We start from the raw sequence: 15,851 nt of genomic DNA, 5'->3' as shown, positions 1-15,851 counted from the left end.
ATGAAGACCATTCTGCTCGTCACCATCCCGCGTATCCTGCTCGGGCTGCTTTTCCTCGTCAGCGCCATCGACGGCTTCTGGTGGCTGGCGACCGGGACCAATTTCATCCACCCGCCGACCAGCGAGCGCGGGCTCGCTTTCGAGGCGGCCTTGCAGAATTCGGGCTTCATCTGGCCGATGATCAAGGTGGTGAACCTCATCGGTGGCCTTAGCCTGCTGTTCAACGTGGTGCCGGCCTTCGGCCTGGCGCTGATCGCGCCGATCATGACGGTGATCGTGTTCTTCCACCTCGTGCTGAATCCGCAGGGCCTGCCGGTCGCGGCCATTCTCGTCGTGCTGGGGCTGCTGCTGGTCTGGGCCTATCGGGATCGCTACGCGGCGCTGTTCCGATAAGCTTGCGCGTCATTCTCGGGCGAAGCGGAGCTTCGATCCGAGAATCTCGTTCAGGAAGAGGCTCGGGAACCTCTGCTTACATGAGATGCCCGGGTCAGGCCCGGGCATGACGGCTTCCTGTTAAAGCGAAAACCCCTTCAGCCGCTCGCCGAGCAAGCCGATCCGCTCGGCGGCGACATTGGCGATGGCGATGCGCAGATGGTTCTCCTGCCCGGGGCCGAAATAGGGACCGGGCAGGGCGAGCACGCCGCGCTGCTGGACCAGCCGGCGGACGACATCGGCGGCCGGCGCGCCCGCGAAGGGATGCGCGACATAGGCGAAATAGGCGCCGGCCGAGAGCACCCGCCAGTCATTCAACGGTGCCATCGCCGCACGGAAGAGCGCGGCGCGGTCGTTGATCTCGGCGCGATTGCGCTCGCGCCATTCGCGGATGCCGTCGATGCCCCAGGTCACAGCTGCCTGACCGGCGCGGACCGGGCTGATCTGGACGCAGTCGAGCACCTTGCCGATCTGCGCGATGACCGGCTCGCCGGCGGTGATGGCGCCGAGCCTCCAGCCCGGAACGGCATAGGCCTTGGAGAAGCTGTAGAGGCCGATCACGGAATCCCGCCAGTTGCTTGCGGCAAAGACTTCGTGTGGCCCGGCAACCGTTGCCGGCAGGAAATCACGATAGGTCTCATCGAGCACGAGCCAGATGCCACGCCGGGCGCAGAGCGCGGCAAAGGCCGCGATGGTTTCGGGCGGATAGACCGCCCCGGTCGGGTTGTTGGGCGTGACCAGCACGATCGCGCGGGTGCGGGCGTCGATCAGCGCCTCGGCCGTCGCGACATCCGGCACGAAGCCGGCCTCCGGCGCGCAGGGCAGGGGCCGGGCCTCGACGCCGAGCATGGTCAGCGTCATCTCGTGGTTGAAGTACCAAGGCGTCGGCAGCAGGACGTTGTCGCCGGCACGGCCGAGCGCCATCATCGTCACGACATAGGCTTGGTTGCAGCCCGAGGTGATGGCGACCTCGCCGGGCGTGAAAGAAGCGCCGTAAACCCGCGATATCTCGGCCGCATAGGCCTCGCGCAGGCTGGCGTCGCCGGTGATGCCGCCATAGCGCGTGGCGGCGGGGTCGGCGGCGGCTTCCGCGAGCTTGTCGAGCAGCTCCTGCGGCGGTGGCGAACCGGGCACCGCCTGCGAAAGATCGATCAGCGGGCCGAAGCGGCCGTCATAGGCTCGCGCCCAGCCCTGCGCCTCCGGGATCGGCGGCGTGCCGGTGTCGATGAGGTCGGGGTTGAGCGGGGCGTGGGTGGTCGTCGACATGGTTCGTCTGCTTTGCGGCGCGCATCGGTTTCCGTCAATCGCCTTGGAAGCGTCGCAGGTCCGGTCCATATCTGGAAGGCTTCCAGTTCAACCACGGGGCCGGCCCATGCAGGACGAGACCGAGGACGCGATCGCCGAGCTCCATGCGATGCTCCAGCGAGCCGACAGCATCGTCAGCTTCACCGGCGCGGGCATCTCGACGGAATCGGGCGTGCCGGATTTCCGTACGCCCGGCTCGCCCTGGATGGTCAACAAGCCGATCCCCTTCGAGGCCTTCGTAAAGAGCCCGGAGGCGCGGATCGAAGCCTGGCGCCGCAAGTTCGCGATGGACGACCATTATCGCGATGCGCGACCGAACATCGGTCACCAGGCGCTCGCGCGGCTGGTGACGGAGGGGCGTTCGCCCGCGATCGTCACCCAGAACATCGACGGGCTGCACCAGGCCTCGGGCGTGCCGGACGAGCAGGTGGTCGAACTGCACGGCAACGGCACCTACGCGACCTGTCTGAACTGCGGCTGGCGACACGAGCTCGACGCGATCCGCCCAGTCTTCGAGGCGACAGGAGAGCCGCCGAACTGCATCATGTGCGCCGCGCCGGTGAAGTCGGCGACGATCTCCTTCGGCCAGGCGATGCCGCAGGAGGCGATGATGCGTGCGCAGGCGCTGGCGCTGGAGTGCGACCTGTTCCTGGTCGTCGGTTCCTCGCTCGTCGTCTACCCGGCGGCGACGCTGCCGGTGATCGCCAGGCGGCAGGGGGCGAAGCTCGTCATCCTCAACCGCGAGCCGACCGAACTGGACGAGATCGCCGATCTGGTGGTGCGGGCCGAGATCGGGGCGGTGCTGGGGCGGTTGGCGGGATAGGTTTTTCTAGTGGTGCCATTGCCAACCATGCCGACTGATCTCAGCTACCCGCAGCAGACAGAGAGCCATTTTAGCCCACATCAGTCTTACGCGCTTCGAAGGTCTGACCGTCCCGATATCATTCAACGGTCTGCACGCCCGGTGCCTCAAGTGCGGCCCTAATGGCGCCTGCCGGCTCACCGCGCGCGATGAGTGCGGCTGCACGCTGCCCGTGACGCGCGAGGGCGTGCCGGCTCTTGTCCGTGGCAGAAAGCAGGACATGCTGCGGCTCGAATCCGGCCGCCTGCAACCGGCGCACATAGGTCAATTGGCTCGCATAGGGCACGATCCGATCCTCCCGATCCGTCAAGACGAAAATCAGCGGTTTGGGATCGGTGCGGATGCGGCTGAGATAGTCGATGGGATCATGAAGTGCCTGGATATTGGCGCTTTGAACCGTACGCCGCTTATCCCACTGCTCAGTGACCTCACGCACGGACAACAATGCCGATGACAGGACCACAGCCGACACATCGCGACGCCGGTTGAGCAGGGATGCGGCAATGTGGCCGCCGCCCGATTGGCCGGCCAGAATGAACGCCGAGACGCGATGGCGGCGTTTGATCGCATCGAGCGCGCGTTCCGTCAGCATCACCTCGCGCAGCTCGCGGCGCTGGTTGTGATCGCCCGATGAACCGTACATTCCGGGACGCGCCAGGAAAATTGCCGGCTGACCCGCCTGCTCCGACCAACGCGCCATGTCGCGCTTGATCGCGTCGGGAGAGCGCCGTTCATAGCCCGGCGACACAAAGCGAACGCCTGCTTTGGTCTTCAGCATGACGTCGCCGCTGAAATATACCAGAACCTTGGGATTATCGACCTCATTCAGGCCTTGCGCATACGAGCGCAAGCAGTCGCCCTTGCCGTCGACCTCGATCCAAAGACCGCCGGGGACGACTGCGCAATGGACGGGCGAACTAAAGGATCCGTGCAATGCCTCGTAAGGATCGAAGCGCTCGCTTGCGTGCGGTACTGCGAGCTCTCTCGGCGCAGTCGGGGCGATTGCCGACAACTCCATCCTTTGGGCCAAAGCCGCATGCGCCGGCCAGGTAGTCATAATAGCAATGACCAACCAGCGAAGCAGCCGTTGCATGATTCCAGCCTCACCTTCCAAGCGGCAGCGCGTTGCCGGCACTGTAAAGCATAGCGGGCGCGCAAATTGGATCGAGTGCCGCCAGCATGATCGCAGAAGYGCCGTTACCAAATCGCCCCCTTCCCGCGATGGTGATCGAACCGCGCCCCATCCGAAGCGCTGTCCTTGCCTTCTCGTCACTCCCGCGACGCCACAGCCAGCCTCACCGCCAGCGCCCCGAACACCGCGCCCATCAGCTTCTGCGGCAGGCGCGCGAGATGTGGGCGGGAGGCGAGCGCGCGGCCAAGCCGGCTCGCGGTCAGAATGACGAGGCCGTTGGTGACTAGGCCCATCGCGTTGAGGATCGTCGCGAGGACCATGACCTGTAGCGCGATGGAGCCGGCTTCCGGCTTCAGGAACTGCGGCAGCAGCGCCAGCATGAAGAGCGCCATCTTGGGGTTGAGCAGGTTGGTCCAGAGCCCCTGCAGGAATATCCTTCGCAAGGAGACAGCCGGCACACGGCCCGGCGCGAAGAGCAGCGCCTGCGAGCGCAGGGTCGTCCAGGCAAGATAGGCGAGATAGGCTGCACCCAGCCAGCGCAGCACGTCATAGGCCGTCGGTACGAGGATGAAGAGCTGCGACAGGCCGAACGCCGCGGCGAAGGCCTGCAGATAGCTGCCGACCGCAATGCCGGCATAGGTGAGGAAGCCGGCCGCCCGCCCCTGGCCGAGACTGCGCGACGCGATGAGCAGCATGTCCGGCCCCGGCGTTGCCGTGAGCACCGCCGCCGCAGCGGTGAAGAGCGCGAGCGTGGACAGGTCGAGCATGGGGCCTCGGCGGGATGTATCGGGCGCTGGCGGCAGGCTAGCACGCAGCCGGCGATTCGATCAGCGTTGCACGCGCAGCGGGCCGATGCGTTGATGTGGACGACCTGATGCGGGCTGTAGCCCGAAACCACAGCGGTGTTATCTTGATGGCGCGAATCAAGCGTTGCGCATGGGGGTGAGCGGTACATGTCCGACGAATTCGGTGAGAGCGGGCGGCCACCGATGGGTCCCATCCAATCACTCAATCGTGTCGTAAGGCTCGATGGGCCGAGCAGCCAAGCGGCGGAAATCGCCGTCGAGGTCGCCGGCTACGTCAAATGGTTCGACGTCTCAAAGGGCTACGGCTTCGTGGTTCCCGAGGCTGGCGGCACGGATATCCTGCTGCATGTCACGATCCTGAAGCGCGATGGATTCAACACCATAGCCGAGGGTGCTCGCATCGTGCTCGAAGTGATCGATAAGGCGCGGGGCCGCCAGGCCGTGCGCGTGCTCTCGATCGACACCTCGGCCGGGCGGCATCCTTCCGAAATGCCGATGGCCCGCACCAATGTCGCGGTGACGCCGACGAGCGGGCTCGAGCGCATGGTGGTGAAGTGGTTCAACCGGCTGCGCGGCTTCGGCTTCGTCTCGAAGGGTGAAGGCGCGCCGGACATCTTCGTCCATATGGAGACGCTGCGGCGCTACGGTCTCGTCGAGCTGATCCCGGGGCAGGCCGTGCTGGTGCGCTACGGGCCCGGCCCCAAGGGACTGATGGCAGCCGAGATCCGGTTGGAGCAGGGCGGCCCCGCTGCTTCGCATTGACGAACGGCTAAGCATAATCTCGCGATCGGACGTTTCGCCGGCCTGCTGGCGCCGATTTTTCGGCGATTAGGCGAAGTGGCGCCGTAGCTTTTACGGTTCCTCAATTGGCACGGCTATGATGGGGCCTCTTCGGAGGCCCTCATCATTTTCCTCGTCAGCGATCACGATGGCCGGCGCCAGTCGCTGCAGCGCACGCTCTCCCTCTGGGGATCGTGCCGGCCATGCGATCTGAGCGAACTCGCGGGCACGGGCTCTCAACCGGGCCGCCTGCTCGTCGCTGATCTCGATCTGTCGAGGCGGGAAACCATCGAAGCGGCGCGTCTTGCGCTTACACCCTATAGGCAGGCAGGAACGCCCTGCCTCTTCCTGTTGAGGGATATGTCGCCGCGCTGCCAGACGCAGGCGAATGCGCTTGGCGCGACGGCGATCCTGCCGGCCGAAACTCCGCGCGCCGTCCTGCTCGACAAGGTCGATGCGATGCTGGGTCCGGGCGCGGCGAACGCGCCCGCCGGGCTGCACCGCCGTTTCATCGCCGCCTCCGCTGCTCTCGGCGACCTGCTCGATTCCGCTGCGAGCGGCGGTCATTTGCCGGCCTCGGCGATCGACGACAGCGTCGAGGCCCTCAACCGGGCGGCCGAAGGCGGCGATCTCGACGCCTGGCTCGATCTCGTATGGCAGCATGACGATGCAACCTACCAGCATTGCCTGCTGGTCTCAGGCCTGGCTGCCGCCTTCGCACATCGCCTTGGCTTCGGCGAGGCCGACCGAAGGCTGATCACGGGCGCGGCGGTGCTGCACGATATCGGAAAGGCTCGGATCCCGCTGGATATCCTGCGCAAGCCGGGCAAGCTGAGCGCTGAAGAACACGAGATCATCCGGCAGCACCCGCGCATCGGGCACGAGATGCTGACGGCGCAGGGGGGATTTGCCCCGATGGTGCTGGCTGCGGTGCTCTCGCACCACGAATATCTCGACGGCACCGGCTATCCGCAGGGGCTGCGAGCGGATCAGATTCCCGACCCGGTGCGGATCATCACGATCTGCGACATCTATGCCGCCCTGATCGAGCGGCGACCCTACAGGGCTCCCAAACCTCCTGAAGAGGCCTATGCCATTCTGGTCGGGATGGCGGAGAAGCTCGATCTCGATCTGGTGCGGGTTTTCGGAGAGGTGATCGTGGCGGCCTCCGCAGCCCGGCTGGGCCGGCAGGCCGAAGCCACGACGGCTTCAGGCCGTCGAACCGGGACCGCCGCCTAGACGGCGAAGGAGGTTCCGCAGCCGCAGGAGCTCGTCGCGTTCGGGTTGGTGATGCGGAAGGACTGGCCGATCAGGTCGTCGACGAAGTCGATGGTGCAACCTTCGAGCAGATCGAGGGAAGTCTCGTCGATCAGCACAGTCGCGCCGTCGCGCTCGATGACGAGATCGTCCGGGGCCTGCTCGCGATCGACGTCGAAGATATACTGGAAGCCGGAGCAGCCGCCGCCGGCGACGCTGACGCGCAGCATCGAGCCCGGTGGCTCCTTGGCCATCACCGAGAGAATCCGCTTGGCGGCGTTCGCGGTCACCGCGATGCCGCGCGGTTTGACCGCAAGATCGGTCGACATGATCAGGCTCCTGGGGCAGATGCTCCTTGCACCCTGCTTGCCCGCAAAGGTAATGGCCCCGGAGCGCCTCTACAAGCACGGGGGCGCGACGGGGCAGCCATGCCGCATCCACAGAGCCCGCCTTCCGGCTTTTCTCCTGCGCCCGGCGCCGAACCCGGCGAGCGCTGGCGCGCGCCCTATGCCTGCCGCTCCACCACGAGCCGCGGGCGCCTCGTCGCCGAGCCGGCTTCCGCGACGCGCGGCGAGTTCCAGCGCGACCGCGACCGCATCATCCACTCGACCGCCTTCCGGCGGCTGAAGCACAAGACGCAGGTCTTCGTCTCGCATGAGGGCGACCATTACCGCACGCGCCTGACCCATACGATCGAGGTGGCGCAGATCGCCCGTGCGCTCGCCCGCGCGCTCGGCCTCGACGAGGATCTGGCCGAGGCGCTGGCGCTGGCGCACGACCTCGGCCACACGCCCTTCGGCCATACCGGCGAGGATGCGCTGGAAGAGTGCATGGCCGGCTTCGGCGGGTTCGACCATAACGCGCAGACGCTGCGGATCGTGACGCGGCTGGAGCGGCGCTATGCCGATTTCGACGGGCTCAACCTGAGCTGGGAGACGCTGGAAGGGCTGGTCAAGCATAACGGTCCGCTGCTCGATGCCCATGGGCAGCCGACCGCGCGCTATGCGAAGGCCGGCATCCCGGTCGCGATTGTCGAGTATCAGCAGCGCCAGGATCTCTGGCTCGACAGCTATGCCTCGGCGGAGGCGCAGGCGGCCGCGCTGGCCGATGACATCGCCTATAACGCGCACGACATCGATGACGGCCTGCGGGCCGGGCTGTTCGGCCATGCCGAACTGCGGGCCGTGCCGTTCCTGGCGGATCTGCTGGACGAGATCGAGCGGCTGCATCCGGGGCTGGAGCGGGCGCGTGCCACCAACGAACTGGTCCGGAGGGTCATCACGCGCTTTGTCGAAGACGTGATCGGTGAATCGCAAAAGCGCCTGACGGTGCTGGCGCCTGTGGATGCCGACGCGATACGGCGGGCTGACGGGCCGGTCGTCGCCTTCTCGCCGGCGATCGAAGCCGCCGACCGCGACATCAAGGGCTTCCTCTATCCCAATATGTACCGCCACCCGCGCATCGCGCCGATCCGCACGCAGGCCGCGCAGGTGGTGCGGGACCTGTTCGCGCGCTTCAGCGCCGACCCTGACGCGATGCCGGCGGAATGGGCGGCAGGCTGCGACCCCCTCGACGAGCACCGTCGCGCGCGGCGGATCGCCGACTATATCGCCGGCATGACCGACTGGTACGCGCTGGACGAGCACCGGCGCCTGTTTGACGCCACCCCCTCGCTGCGATAGGGCCGGGCGGCTTTCCTTCCGCAACCGTGGCCGCAATGAACCTGTTCGAGATCTATTCCGCCCGTCTTCACGCCGCGCTTTCGGCTCTGGCCGAACGAGGCGCGATCCCGGCCGGCCTCAATCTCGCACGCGTCGTGGTCGAGCCGACCAAGGACACGGCCCATGGTGACCTCGCCACCAATGCGGCGATGGTGCTGGCCAAGGATGCCGGCACGAACCCGCGCGCACTGGCGACGCTGCTGGTCGAGGAGCTTGCGAAGGACCCGGAGATCACCAAGGCCGAGATCGCCGGCCCCGGTTTTATCAACCTGACGCTGCAGCCTGCGGTGTTCACGGCGGTGCTCAAGACAGCGATCGAAGCGGGGCTGGATTACGGCCGCGGCACGCCGAAGCCCGAGCCCAGGGTCAATGTCGAGTACGTCTCGGCCAACCCGACCGGGCCGATGCATGTCGGCCATGGCCGCGGCGCGGTGTTCGGCGATGCGTTGGCGAGCCTGCTCGCCTTCGCCGGGCATGACGTCACCCGCGAATACTACATCAACGATGCCGGCGCGCAGGTCGACGTGCTCGCCCGCTCCGCCTTCCTGCGCTACCGCGAGGCTCTGGGCGAGGATATCGGCGCCATTCCGGAAGGGCTGTATCCGGGCGATTATCTGAAGTCGGTCGGCGAGGCGCTGGCCAAGGCGCATGGCCCGGCGCTGAAGGACAAGCCGGAGGCCGAGTGGCTGACGCTGGTCCGCAAGGCCGCCATCGACGGAATGATGGCGATGATCCGCGACGATCTCGCGGCGCTCGGTGTCGTCCACGAGATCTTCTTCTCGGAGCGCTCCCTGCAGAAGATCGACGGCAACAAGGATGCGGTCGCCGAGACGATCGAGGACCTGCGCTCGCGCGACCTCGTGTATGAGGGCCGCCTGCCGCCGCCGAAGGGCCAGAAGGACGAGGATTGGGAAGATCGCGAGCAGACGCTGTTCCGCGCCACCGCGTTCGGCGACGATGTCGACCGGCCGCTGCTGAAGTCCGACGGCAGCTACACCTATTTCGCCAACGACATCGCCTATCACCGCTCCAAGTTCGTCCGCGGCTTCCCCGAGATGATCGACGTCTGGGGCGCCGACCATGGCGGCTACGTCAAGCGCATGCAGGCGGCTGTGAAGGCAGTGACCAACGGGCAGGGTGCGCTCGACGTCAAGCTCTGCCAGCTCGTGCGGCTGCTGCGCAATGGCGAGCAGGTGCGCATGTCCAAGCGCTCCGGCGATTTCGTGACGCTGCGCGAAGTCATCGACGAGGTCGGTCGCGATGCGGTGCGCTTCATGATGATCTTCCGCAAGAACGACGCGACCTTGGACTTCGATCTTGCGAAGGTGGTCGAGCAGTCGAAGGACAACCCGGTCTTCTACGTCCAGTATGCGCATGCGCGCTGCGCCTCGATCTTCCGGCAGGCGCGCGAGGTCTATCCCGATCTCGACGTTACGCCGGAGGCCCTGGCGCAGGCCGACCTCTCGATCCTGACCGACGAGGCCGAGGTCGGCATCGTCAAGTCGCTCGCGGCCTATCCGCGAATCATCGAAGCCGCTGCGGCGGCACATGAGCCGCACCGCGTGGCATTCTTCGTGCACGAACTGGCGAGCGCTTTCCACTCCTTGTGGAACAAGGGCAAAGACTCGCCGCAATTACGGTTCGTTAATCAAACTGATCGAAAGTCGACCTTGGCAAGATTGGCGTTTGTGCATGCAGTGCGCAGCGTCCTTGCTTCCGGTCTGGCTGTCGCCGGAGTTGCGGCGCCGGAAGAGATGCGCTGACGGACGCTTTCCGGCGGCGCGCACAAGGTCAGGTTGACCGCGCGGGTTATCGCTTTCTCCGTAGGGGAGGCGGCTTGTGCTGGAATGGATCGTACCATGAGTGAGCCCGCTAGGAATCGTTTCGCGCTCGATCTCGAAGATCTTGAGCGCCAGCTTCGTGGAGCCGGGCAGGCGCCGCGTCCCGGCCAGTCGCCCGATCCGCTGGCGGAGCTGACCCGCATCGTCGGCCAGGACGATCCGCTGAAGGACATCTTCGCCGAGCGCCGCGCGCAAGCACCGCGTCCGGCGATGCGTCACGAGCCGAGCTTCGAGGTCGTGCCGCAGGCGCCGGCCCCGGACGTCCCCGAGCCGGCAGCTCCGCCGGCCGAACTGCGCGGCGCGCTCGACGAGTTCGAGGCTTTGCTGCGCCGCACGGAGCCGAAGCGCCCCGAGGCCGCTCCAGCGGTGCAGCAGCAAGCCTACATCGCGCCGCAGTACGATGATTACGATCAGCCCGAGCCCGTGCCTTATGCGCGGCCGGTGCCGATGCAGGGCGCTGCTCCGGTCCGCGACCTCGACGAGGAGGCCCGGGCGCATGCGATGCCGGCCGCCTATGACGATGAGCCTGTCCATCATCAGTATGCGCAGGCCCAGTACGGCGCCCCGGTCCATGAATATGCCGAGGACGACCTGCCGGACCTGGAGCCGCGCCGCTCGCGCAAGGGGCTCTGGGCTGCTGCGGCCGTCATCGCCGTCGGCCTCATCGGTGTCGGCGCGACCTTCGCGTTGCGCGGCGGCGGTTCCGCGGCCAACAACGGCCAGCCGCCGGTGATCGCGGCCGATCGCGGCCCGGTCAAGGTCGAGCCGGCCAATCCCGGCGGAGCCGAGATCCCCAACCAGAACAAGCAGATCTACGAGCGCAGTGCCGAGGCCCCGCAGGGCCAGAGCAAGATGGTCAACAACGAGGAGCAGCCGGTCGACGTCCAGCAGGCTGCCCGCTCGATGCCGCCCCGCGTCGTCATGCCGGGGCCCGGCTCCGCCCTGGCGGCTGCCCCGACTGCACCCGATCGCAGCATCACGCCGGCCGAGCCCGGCCTGACCCCGATGCCGCCGGTTCCGGGGCTCGGCGAGCCGCGCAGGGTCCGCACGGTCGCGATCCGCCCCGACGGCACGCCGGCCGGGAACCCCGTGGCGGTCGACCAACCGATCGCGACCGGCTCGGCGCCGACCCGTTCGATCGGCAACGCGCCTTCGAGCACGCTGCCCGCGGCACAGCGCCCGACCACGGCGGCAGCACCCGCCGCTCCGGCCGCCCCCAAGGTCCAGGAGCGCGCGACGACACCGCCGGCCGCGACGACGCCGGCCGCTCCGCTGCGGCTCGCCAGCGCGGCTCCGGCACCTGCCGCTGCCCCGCCGGCTCCGGCGACGGCGACCGTCCGGGCCGGCACGGGCGACTTCGTGGTCCAACTCGGCGCGCCGGGCAGCGAGTCCGAAGCGCGTGCGACCTTTGCTGCGCTCCAGCGCAAATATCCGCAGCAGCTGGGCGGGCAGGCGCCGATCGTTCGCAAGACCGATCTGGCTGGCGGCAAGACCGTCTATCGCCTGCGCGTCGGCCCTTATTCCCGCGAGGATGCCTCCTCGATGTGCACGGCGCTGCAGGCTGCCGGCGGACAGTGCTTCATCGCGAAGAACTGACGCCGCGCGAAACGACTTGGAAAAAGGGCGGCGGCATCCGGCAGGGTGCCGCCGTTCTGCTTTGAATCCGACGCATGGCACGATGCGGGGCCGTGCTTGTTTCGCCGGCCGGCCCATGCGAGTAGCCTCCCAACAACAGAAGCCGCTCCGCTCGTCGGGCGCTCGTCTTTAAAGCTGGAGGTTACCCATGGATCGCCGTCGTTTCGTCAAGGTCGCGGGCGCCGGCGTGGCCGGCAGCGCGGCCATCGCCGCTCCCGCTATCGCCCAGTCACAGCCCAAGGTCTCCTGGCGCCTGACCTCGAGCTATCCGAAGAGCCTCGACACGCTTTACGGCATCTCGACCCATGTCGCGAAGCGCGTGGCCGAAGCCACCGACAACAATTTCCAGATCCAGGTTTTCGCGCCGGGCGAGATCGTGCCAGCGCTGCAGGCGCTCGATGCCGTGCAGAACGGCACCGTAGAGTGCAGCCACACGCTCGCGAGCTTCTATATCGGCAAGGACCCGGCCTTCGCTTTCGAGACCTCGCTGCCCTTCGGCTTCAACGCCCGCCAGCAGAACGCCTGGCTCTATCAGGGCGGCGGCCTCGAACTCTGCCGCGCCTTCATGAAGGGCTACAACGTCTACACCATCCCGTCGGGCAACACCGGCGCGCAGATGGGCGGCTGGTTCCGCAAGGAGATCAAGTCGCTGGAGGATTTGAAGGGCCTGAAGTTCCGCATCGCCGGCCTCGGCGGGCGGATCATGGCGCGCCTCGGCGTCGTGCCGCAGACCATCGGCGGCGCCGACATCTACCCGGCGCTTGAGCGCGGCACGCTCGATGCCGTCGAGTTCTCCGGCCCCTATGACGACGAGAAGCTCGGCTTCGTGAAGGTCGCGAAGTATTACTACTATCCGGGCTTCTGGGAGGGGAACGCCAATGTCAGCTTCCTCGCCAACCAGGACAAGTGGAACGAGCTGCCCGCATCCTACAGGGCGATCGTCGAAGCGGCCTGCGCCGAGGCCAACGCGCTCTGCCTCGCGAAATACGACCATCACAATCCCGATGCGCTGATTCGCCTGGCCGGCACCGGCGCCGAGCTGCGGCCCTTCCCGCAGGAGGTGATGGCGGCGGCGTTCAAGGAAGCCTATGCGATGTATGGCGAGCTCGCGGCCAGCAACCCGAACTTCAAGACCTTCTACGATTCCTTCCTGCCGTACTGGAAGAAGGAGCAGCTCTGGTTCCGCATCGCCGAGCTGCCGTTCGACGCGTTCAACGCGCAGAACTACCAGCAGGTGAAGTGAGGGCGCGCTTCCGTCCCATCACATGTCGTCCCGGGCGACCGCAGGTCGACCCGGGTTTCATGCCTGAACTTTCGTCGGGAGCGCTCCGGCATGGATCCCGGATCGGCGCCGCCGAAGGCGGCTTGTCCGGGATGACGGGGATGATGCGAAGGCCGTGCTCGACCGCGCCATTGCCTTGCGACGCATCGACGTTATCCGAAAACCGCATTCCCCTTTTCGGGCCGATGCCCTAACCCGGTGCCATGACCTCGCGCGCCTTCATCGCCGGCTGTCTCGGCACGAGCCTCACCCCGGATGAGCGGGCCTTCTTCCGCGACGCCCGGCCCTGGGGCTTCATCCTGTTCAGGCGCAACACGCAGACGCCCGAGCAAGTCGCGGCGCTGACGGCGGAAATGCGCGAGACCGTGGGCTGGCACGCCCCGATCCTGATCGACCAGGAGGGCGGGCGCGTGCAGCGCATGGCACCGCCGAACTGGCCGAAATACCCGCCGGCGCGCGCCTTCCTCGCCATCAACGACCCCATCCGCCAGCGTGAGATCGTCCGGCTCTCGGCGCGCCTGATGGCGCACGACCTGAAAAGCGTCGGCATCGATGTCGACTGCCTGCCGGTGCTCGACGTGCCGGTCGCCGGCAGCCACGATGTGATCGGCGACCGCGCCTATGCCCATGACCCCGACCAGGTCGCTCGGCTAGGCCGGGCGGCTGCGGAGGGGCTGATCGCCGGCGGCGTGCTGCCGGTCGTCAAGCACATGCCCGGCCATGGCCGGGCGCGGGCCGACAGCCACCACGACCTGCCGGTCGTCGATGCGACGCTCGACGAACTCAGGGCGCATGATTTCCGCCCGTTCCGGCACCTCGCCGACATGCCGCTCGCGATGACGGCGCATGTGGTGTTCACGGCGCTCGACCCGAAGCATGCGGCCACGGTTTCGCGGACAATCGTGCGCGAGATCATGCGCGGCGAGATCGGCTTCGACGGGCTGATCATGACCGACGACATCTCGATGAAGGCGCTTTCAGGCTCGTTCGAGGCCAAGGCCCGAGCCGCCATCCGCGCCGGCGTCGACGTGGTCCTGCACTGCCACGGCATCATGGACGAGATGGTCGCGATCGCGGGCGCCGTCCCGGAGATGACCGGGGCACGGGCGCGCCGCGCCGCAGCCGCGCTCGGGCGCATCCGGCACGAGCCGGAGCCGGTCGACCTGGCGGCCGCGCGTGCGGAGCTGGTCAGCGCCCTTGCGCTGGACGCCTGAACGGCGGAACCTGCATCCTCGGGGATGACAGGCGGGGCAGGGCCTCAGATGACGGCCGAATTGCCATTCGAGGAGGATAACGGCCGGCGCGCGGGCGAGCCCTCGCTCGTCGTCGATGTCGATGGCTATGAAGGGCCGCTCGATCTGCTGCTCGATCTCGCACGGCGCCAGAAGGTCGACCTCCATCGCATCTCGATCCTGGCGCTAGCGGAGCAGTACCTCGCCTTCGTCGAGGAGGCGCGGGCGCTGAGGCTCGAACTCGCGGCCGACTATCTCGTGATGGCGGCCTGGCTCGCCTATCTGAAGTCGCGTCTGCTGCTGCCGGAGCCGCCGAAGGGCGAGGAACCGAGCGCGGCGGACCTCGCGACCGCGCTGGCGCTGCGCCTGCGCCGGCTGGAGGCGATCCGCGCCGCCGCCCGCAAGCTCGCCGCGCGCGAGCGGCTGGGGCAGGACGTGTTCGCCCGCGGCGCGCCCGAGGACATCGTTGCGGGCGCGCGGCCGGTTTGGGAGGCCGAGCTCTACGATCTGCTCGCGGCCTATGCACAGCAGCGTCAGAAGCGGGTGCAGGGGCATATCTCGGTCGGCCATCGCGTCGTCTGGTCGCTGGTCGAGGCGCGTGAGGCGCTGCAGCGCCTGATCGGCGAGGCCGGGGACTGGACCGAGCTCGACGGCTATCTGACGCATTACATGGCGGCGCAGGGCCTGCCGGTGCGGGAGATGCGGGCGACGGTGCGCGCCTCGGCCCTGTCGGCGATGCTCGAAATGGTCAGGGAAAGGGTGCTCGACCTGCGGCAGGACGAGGCCTTCGCGCCGATCCAGGTGCGCCGCCGCTCGGAGCGGCCGGCGATCCTGCCTTTCGCCGGCCGGGATGCGTCATGACGCGTGCGACGGCCGAGACCATCGAGGAGGAGGATGGCGGCGGGGCGGAGGCTTTCGCCCAGGCGCTGCGCATCGTCGAGGCGCTGCTCTTCGCCTCGGCATTGCCATTGTCGGCGGAAGTGCTGGCCCGATCGGTCCCGGCCGGCATCGTGGTCGAGCAGGTGATGGCCCGGCTCGCGGAGGCCTATGCCACGCGCGGCGTCAATCTGCGGCAGGTCGCGGGCGGCTGGGCCTTCCGTACGGCGCCGGACCTCGGCTACCTGCTCGCGGCCGAGGCCGAGCCGCCACGCAGACTCTCCCGCGCCGCGCTCGAGGTGCTCTCGATCATCGCCTATCATCAGCCGGTGACACGCGCCGAGATCGAGGAGATACGGGGCGTGGCCACCGCCAAGGGCACGCTCGACATCCTGCTGGAAGCCGGCTGGGTGCGTCTGCGCGGGCGCCGCCGTTCGCCGGGGCGCCCGGTCACCTACGGCACGACGCCGGGCTTCCTCGACCATTTCGGGCTGGATCGCATCGACGATCTGCCGGGGCTTGAGGAGTTGAAGGGCACGGGCTTCATCGAGGGCCAGCTGACGCGGGACCTCACCGTGCCCGTGCCGGACGATGATCCTGGCTTGCGCGACGACGAGGACCCGCTCGGCGATCTGTTCAGCCCGCTTGACGATGGCGAGGGCGGACCGCAACAGGACGGTTGAGCAAGCG

The 15,851-nt window shown here is 67.6% G+C and carries 15 protein-coding genes; 11 read left to right on the top strand and 4 right to left on the bottom strand.

Annotation, left to right across the window (positions count from 1 at the left end):
• Nucleotides 1–393, top strand: a complete 393-nt coding sequence (locus AC1DVA_RS09335) for a hypothetical protein (RefSeq protein ID WP_476805703.1) — start codon at nt 1–3, stop codon at nt 391–393.
• 120 nt (nt 394–513) lie between these two features.
• Here the strand turns inward: AC1DVA_RS09335 and AC1DVA_RS09330 are convergent, their stop codons facing one another.
• A complete protein-coding gene (locus AC1DVA_RS09330; protein ID WP_476805702.1) occupies nt 514–1,698 on the bottom strand; it encodes an aminotransferase in 1,185 nt (394 codons plus the stop codon).
• Between the two features lie 106 nt (nt 1,699–1,804).
• Between AC1DVA_RS09330 and AC1DVA_RS09325 the strand changes: the two genes are divergently transcribed.
• Nucleotides 1,805–2,560, top strand: coding sequence for an SIR2 family NAD-dependent protein deacylase (locus AC1DVA_RS09325; RefSeq protein WP_476805701.1), 756 nt, complete (start codon nt 1,805–1,807; stop codon nt 2,558–2,560).
• A 118-nt stretch (nt 2,561–2,678) separates the two neighbouring features.
• Here the strand turns inward: AC1DVA_RS09325 and AC1DVA_RS09320 are convergent, their stop codons facing one another.
• Nucleotides 2,679–3,692 carry an alpha/beta hydrolase family protein gene (locus AC1DVA_RS09320; protein WP_476805700.1) on the bottom strand — a complete coding sequence of 338 codons (1,014 nt, stop codon included), beginning with the start codon at nt 3,690–3,692 and terminating at the stop codon, nt 2,679–2,681.
• 176 nt (nt 3,693–3,868) lie between these two features.
• Nucleotides 3,869–4,498: a LysE family translocator gene (locus AC1DVA_RS09315; protein WP_265053695.1), complete on the bottom strand. Its 630-nt coding sequence runs from the start codon at nt 4,496–4,498 to the stop codon at nt 3,869–3,871.
• Between the two features lie 186 nt (nt 4,499–4,684).
• Between AC1DVA_RS09315 and AC1DVA_RS09310 the strand changes: the two genes are divergently transcribed.
• Nucleotides 4,685–5,299 (top strand): cold-shock protein, encoded by a 615-nt coding sequence (locus AC1DVA_RS09310; RefSeq protein ID WP_476805699.1) that lies wholly within the window; start codon nt 4,685–4,687, stop codon nt 5,297–5,299.
• A 378-nt stretch (nt 5,300–5,677) separates the two neighbouring features.
• Nucleotides 5,678–6,556, top strand: a complete 879-nt coding sequence (locus AC1DVA_RS09305) for an HD-GYP domain-containing protein (protein ID WP_476805698.1) — start codon at nt 5,678–5,680, stop codon at nt 6,554–6,556.
• Here AC1DVA_RS09305 and AC1DVA_RS09300 read toward each other — a convergent pair.
• The gene (locus AC1DVA_RS09300; protein WP_476805697.1) at nt 6,553–6,903 is read right to left on the bottom strand and encodes a HesB/IscA family protein; all 351 of its coding nucleotides are present in this window, start codon (nt 6,901–6,903) and stop codon (nt 6,553–6,555) included. The two genes, AC1DVA_RS09305 and AC1DVA_RS09300, sit on opposite strands and share 4 nt — an antisense overlap.
• Before the next feature lie 99 nt (nt 6,904–7,002).
• Here AC1DVA_RS09300 and AC1DVA_RS09295 point away from each other — a divergent pair, with 99 nt between their 5' ends.
• From AC1DVA_RS09295 to scpB, 7 genes are all read left to right on the top strand, one after another.
• Complete coding sequence (locus AC1DVA_RS09295; protein ID WP_476805696.1) at nt 7,003–8,256, top strand: deoxyguanosinetriphosphate triphosphohydrolase; 1,254 nt, start codon at nt 7,003–7,005, stop codon at nt 8,254–8,256.
• Between the two features lie 35 nt (nt 8,257–8,291).
• Nucleotides 8,292–10,058, top strand: a complete 1,767-nt coding sequence (argS, locus tag AC1DVA_RS09290) for an arginine--tRNA ligase (RefSeq protein ID WP_476805695.1) — start codon at nt 8,292–8,294, stop codon at nt 10,056–10,058.
• A 96-nt stretch (nt 10,059–10,154) separates the two neighbouring features.
• Nucleotides 10,155–11,732 carry an SPOR domain-containing protein gene (locus AC1DVA_RS09285; protein ID WP_476805694.1) on the top strand — a complete coding sequence of 526 codons (1,578 nt, stop codon included), beginning with the start codon at nt 10,155–10,157 and terminating at the stop codon, nt 11,730–11,732.
• Nucleotides 11,733–11,919: 187 nt separating this feature from the next.
• Nucleotides 11,920–13,014, top strand: coding sequence for a TRAP transporter substrate-binding protein (locus AC1DVA_RS09280; protein WP_265053689.1), 1,095 nt, complete (start codon nt 11,920–11,922; stop codon nt 13,012–13,014).
• 242 nt (nt 13,015–13,256) lie between these two features.
• A complete protein-coding gene (gene nagZ / locus AC1DVA_RS09275; RefSeq protein ID WP_476805693.1) occupies nt 13,257–14,267 on the top strand; it encodes a beta-N-acetylhexosaminidase in 1,011 nt (336 codons plus the stop codon).
• 48 nt (nt 14,268–14,315) lie between these two features.
• Nucleotides 14,316–15,146, top strand: a complete 831-nt coding sequence (locus AC1DVA_RS09270; protein WP_476805692.1) for a segregation and condensation protein A — start codon at nt 14,316–14,318, stop codon at nt 15,144–15,146.
• The gene (scpB, locus tag AC1DVA_RS09265; RefSeq protein WP_476805691.1) at nt 15,143–15,844 is read left to right on the top strand and encodes an SMC-Scp complex subunit ScpB; all 702 of its coding nucleotides are present in this window, start codon (nt 15,143–15,145) and stop codon (nt 15,842–15,844) included. Before AC1DVA_RS09270 ends, scpB begins: the two co-directional genes overlap by 4 nt.
• Nucleotides 15,845–15,851 lie beyond the last annotated feature (7 nt).

It is taken from the genome of Allobosea sp. P4_C6, assembly GCF_056402015.1.
This window is presented reverse-complemented; position numbering and strand designations above follow the sequence as displayed.

Coding starts and splice junctions, on each gene's coding strand:
- scpB (WP_476805691.1), top strand. CDS start 15,143: ATGACGCGTGCGACGGCCGAGACCATCGAGGAGGAGGATGGCGGCGGG.
- AC1DVA_RS09305 (WP_476805698.1), top strand. CDS start 5,678: ATGTCGCCGCGCTGCCAGACGCAGGCGAATGCGCTTGGCGCGACGGCG.
- AC1DVA_RS09325 (WP_476805701.1), top strand. CDS start 1,805: ATGCAGGACGAGACCGAGGACGCGATCGCCGAGCTCCATGCGATGCTC.
- AC1DVA_RS09300 (WP_476805697.1), bottom strand. CDS start 6,903: ATGTCGACCGATCTTGCGGTCAAACCGCGCGGCATCGCGGTGACCGCG.
- nagZ (WP_476805693.1), top strand. CDS start 13,257: ATGACCTCGCGCGCCTTCATCGCCGGCTGTCTCGGCACGAGCCTCACC.
- argS (WP_476805695.1), top strand. CDS start 8,292: ATGAACCTGTTCGAGATCTATTCCGCCCGTCTTCACGCCGCGCTTTCG.
- AC1DVA_RS09315 (WP_265053695.1), bottom strand. CDS start 4,498: ATGCTCGACCTGTCCACGCTCGCGCTCTTCACCGCTGCGGCGGCGGTG.
- AC1DVA_RS09310 (WP_476805699.1), top strand. CDS start 4,685: ATGTCCGACGAATTCGGTGAGAGCGGGCGGCCACCGATGGGTCCCATC.
- AC1DVA_RS09280 (WP_265053689.1), top strand. CDS start 11,920: ATGGATCGCCGTCGTTTCGTCAAGGTCGCGGGCGCCGGCGTGGCCGGC.
- AC1DVA_RS09320 (WP_476805700.1), bottom strand. CDS start 3,692: ATGCAACGGCTGCTTCGCTGGTTGGTCATTGCTATTATGACTACCTGG.
- AC1DVA_RS09335 (WP_476805703.1), top strand. CDS start 1: ATGAAGACCATTCTGCTCGTCACCATCCCGCGTATCCTGCTCGGGCTG.
- AC1DVA_RS09270 (WP_476805692.1), top strand. CDS start 14,316: ATGACGGCCGAATTGCCATTCGAGGAGGATAACGGCCGGCGCGCGGGC.
- AC1DVA_RS09285 (WP_476805694.1), top strand. CDS start 10,155: ATGAGTGAGCCCGCTAGGAATCGTTTCGCGCTCGATCTCGAAGATCTT.
- AC1DVA_RS09295 (WP_476805696.1), top strand. CDS start 7,003: ATGCCGCATCCACAGAGCCCGCCTTCCGGCTTTTCTCCTGCGCCCGGC.
- AC1DVA_RS09330 (WP_476805702.1), bottom strand. CDS start 1,698: ATGTCGACGACCACCCACGCCCCGCTCAACCCCGACCTCATCGACACC.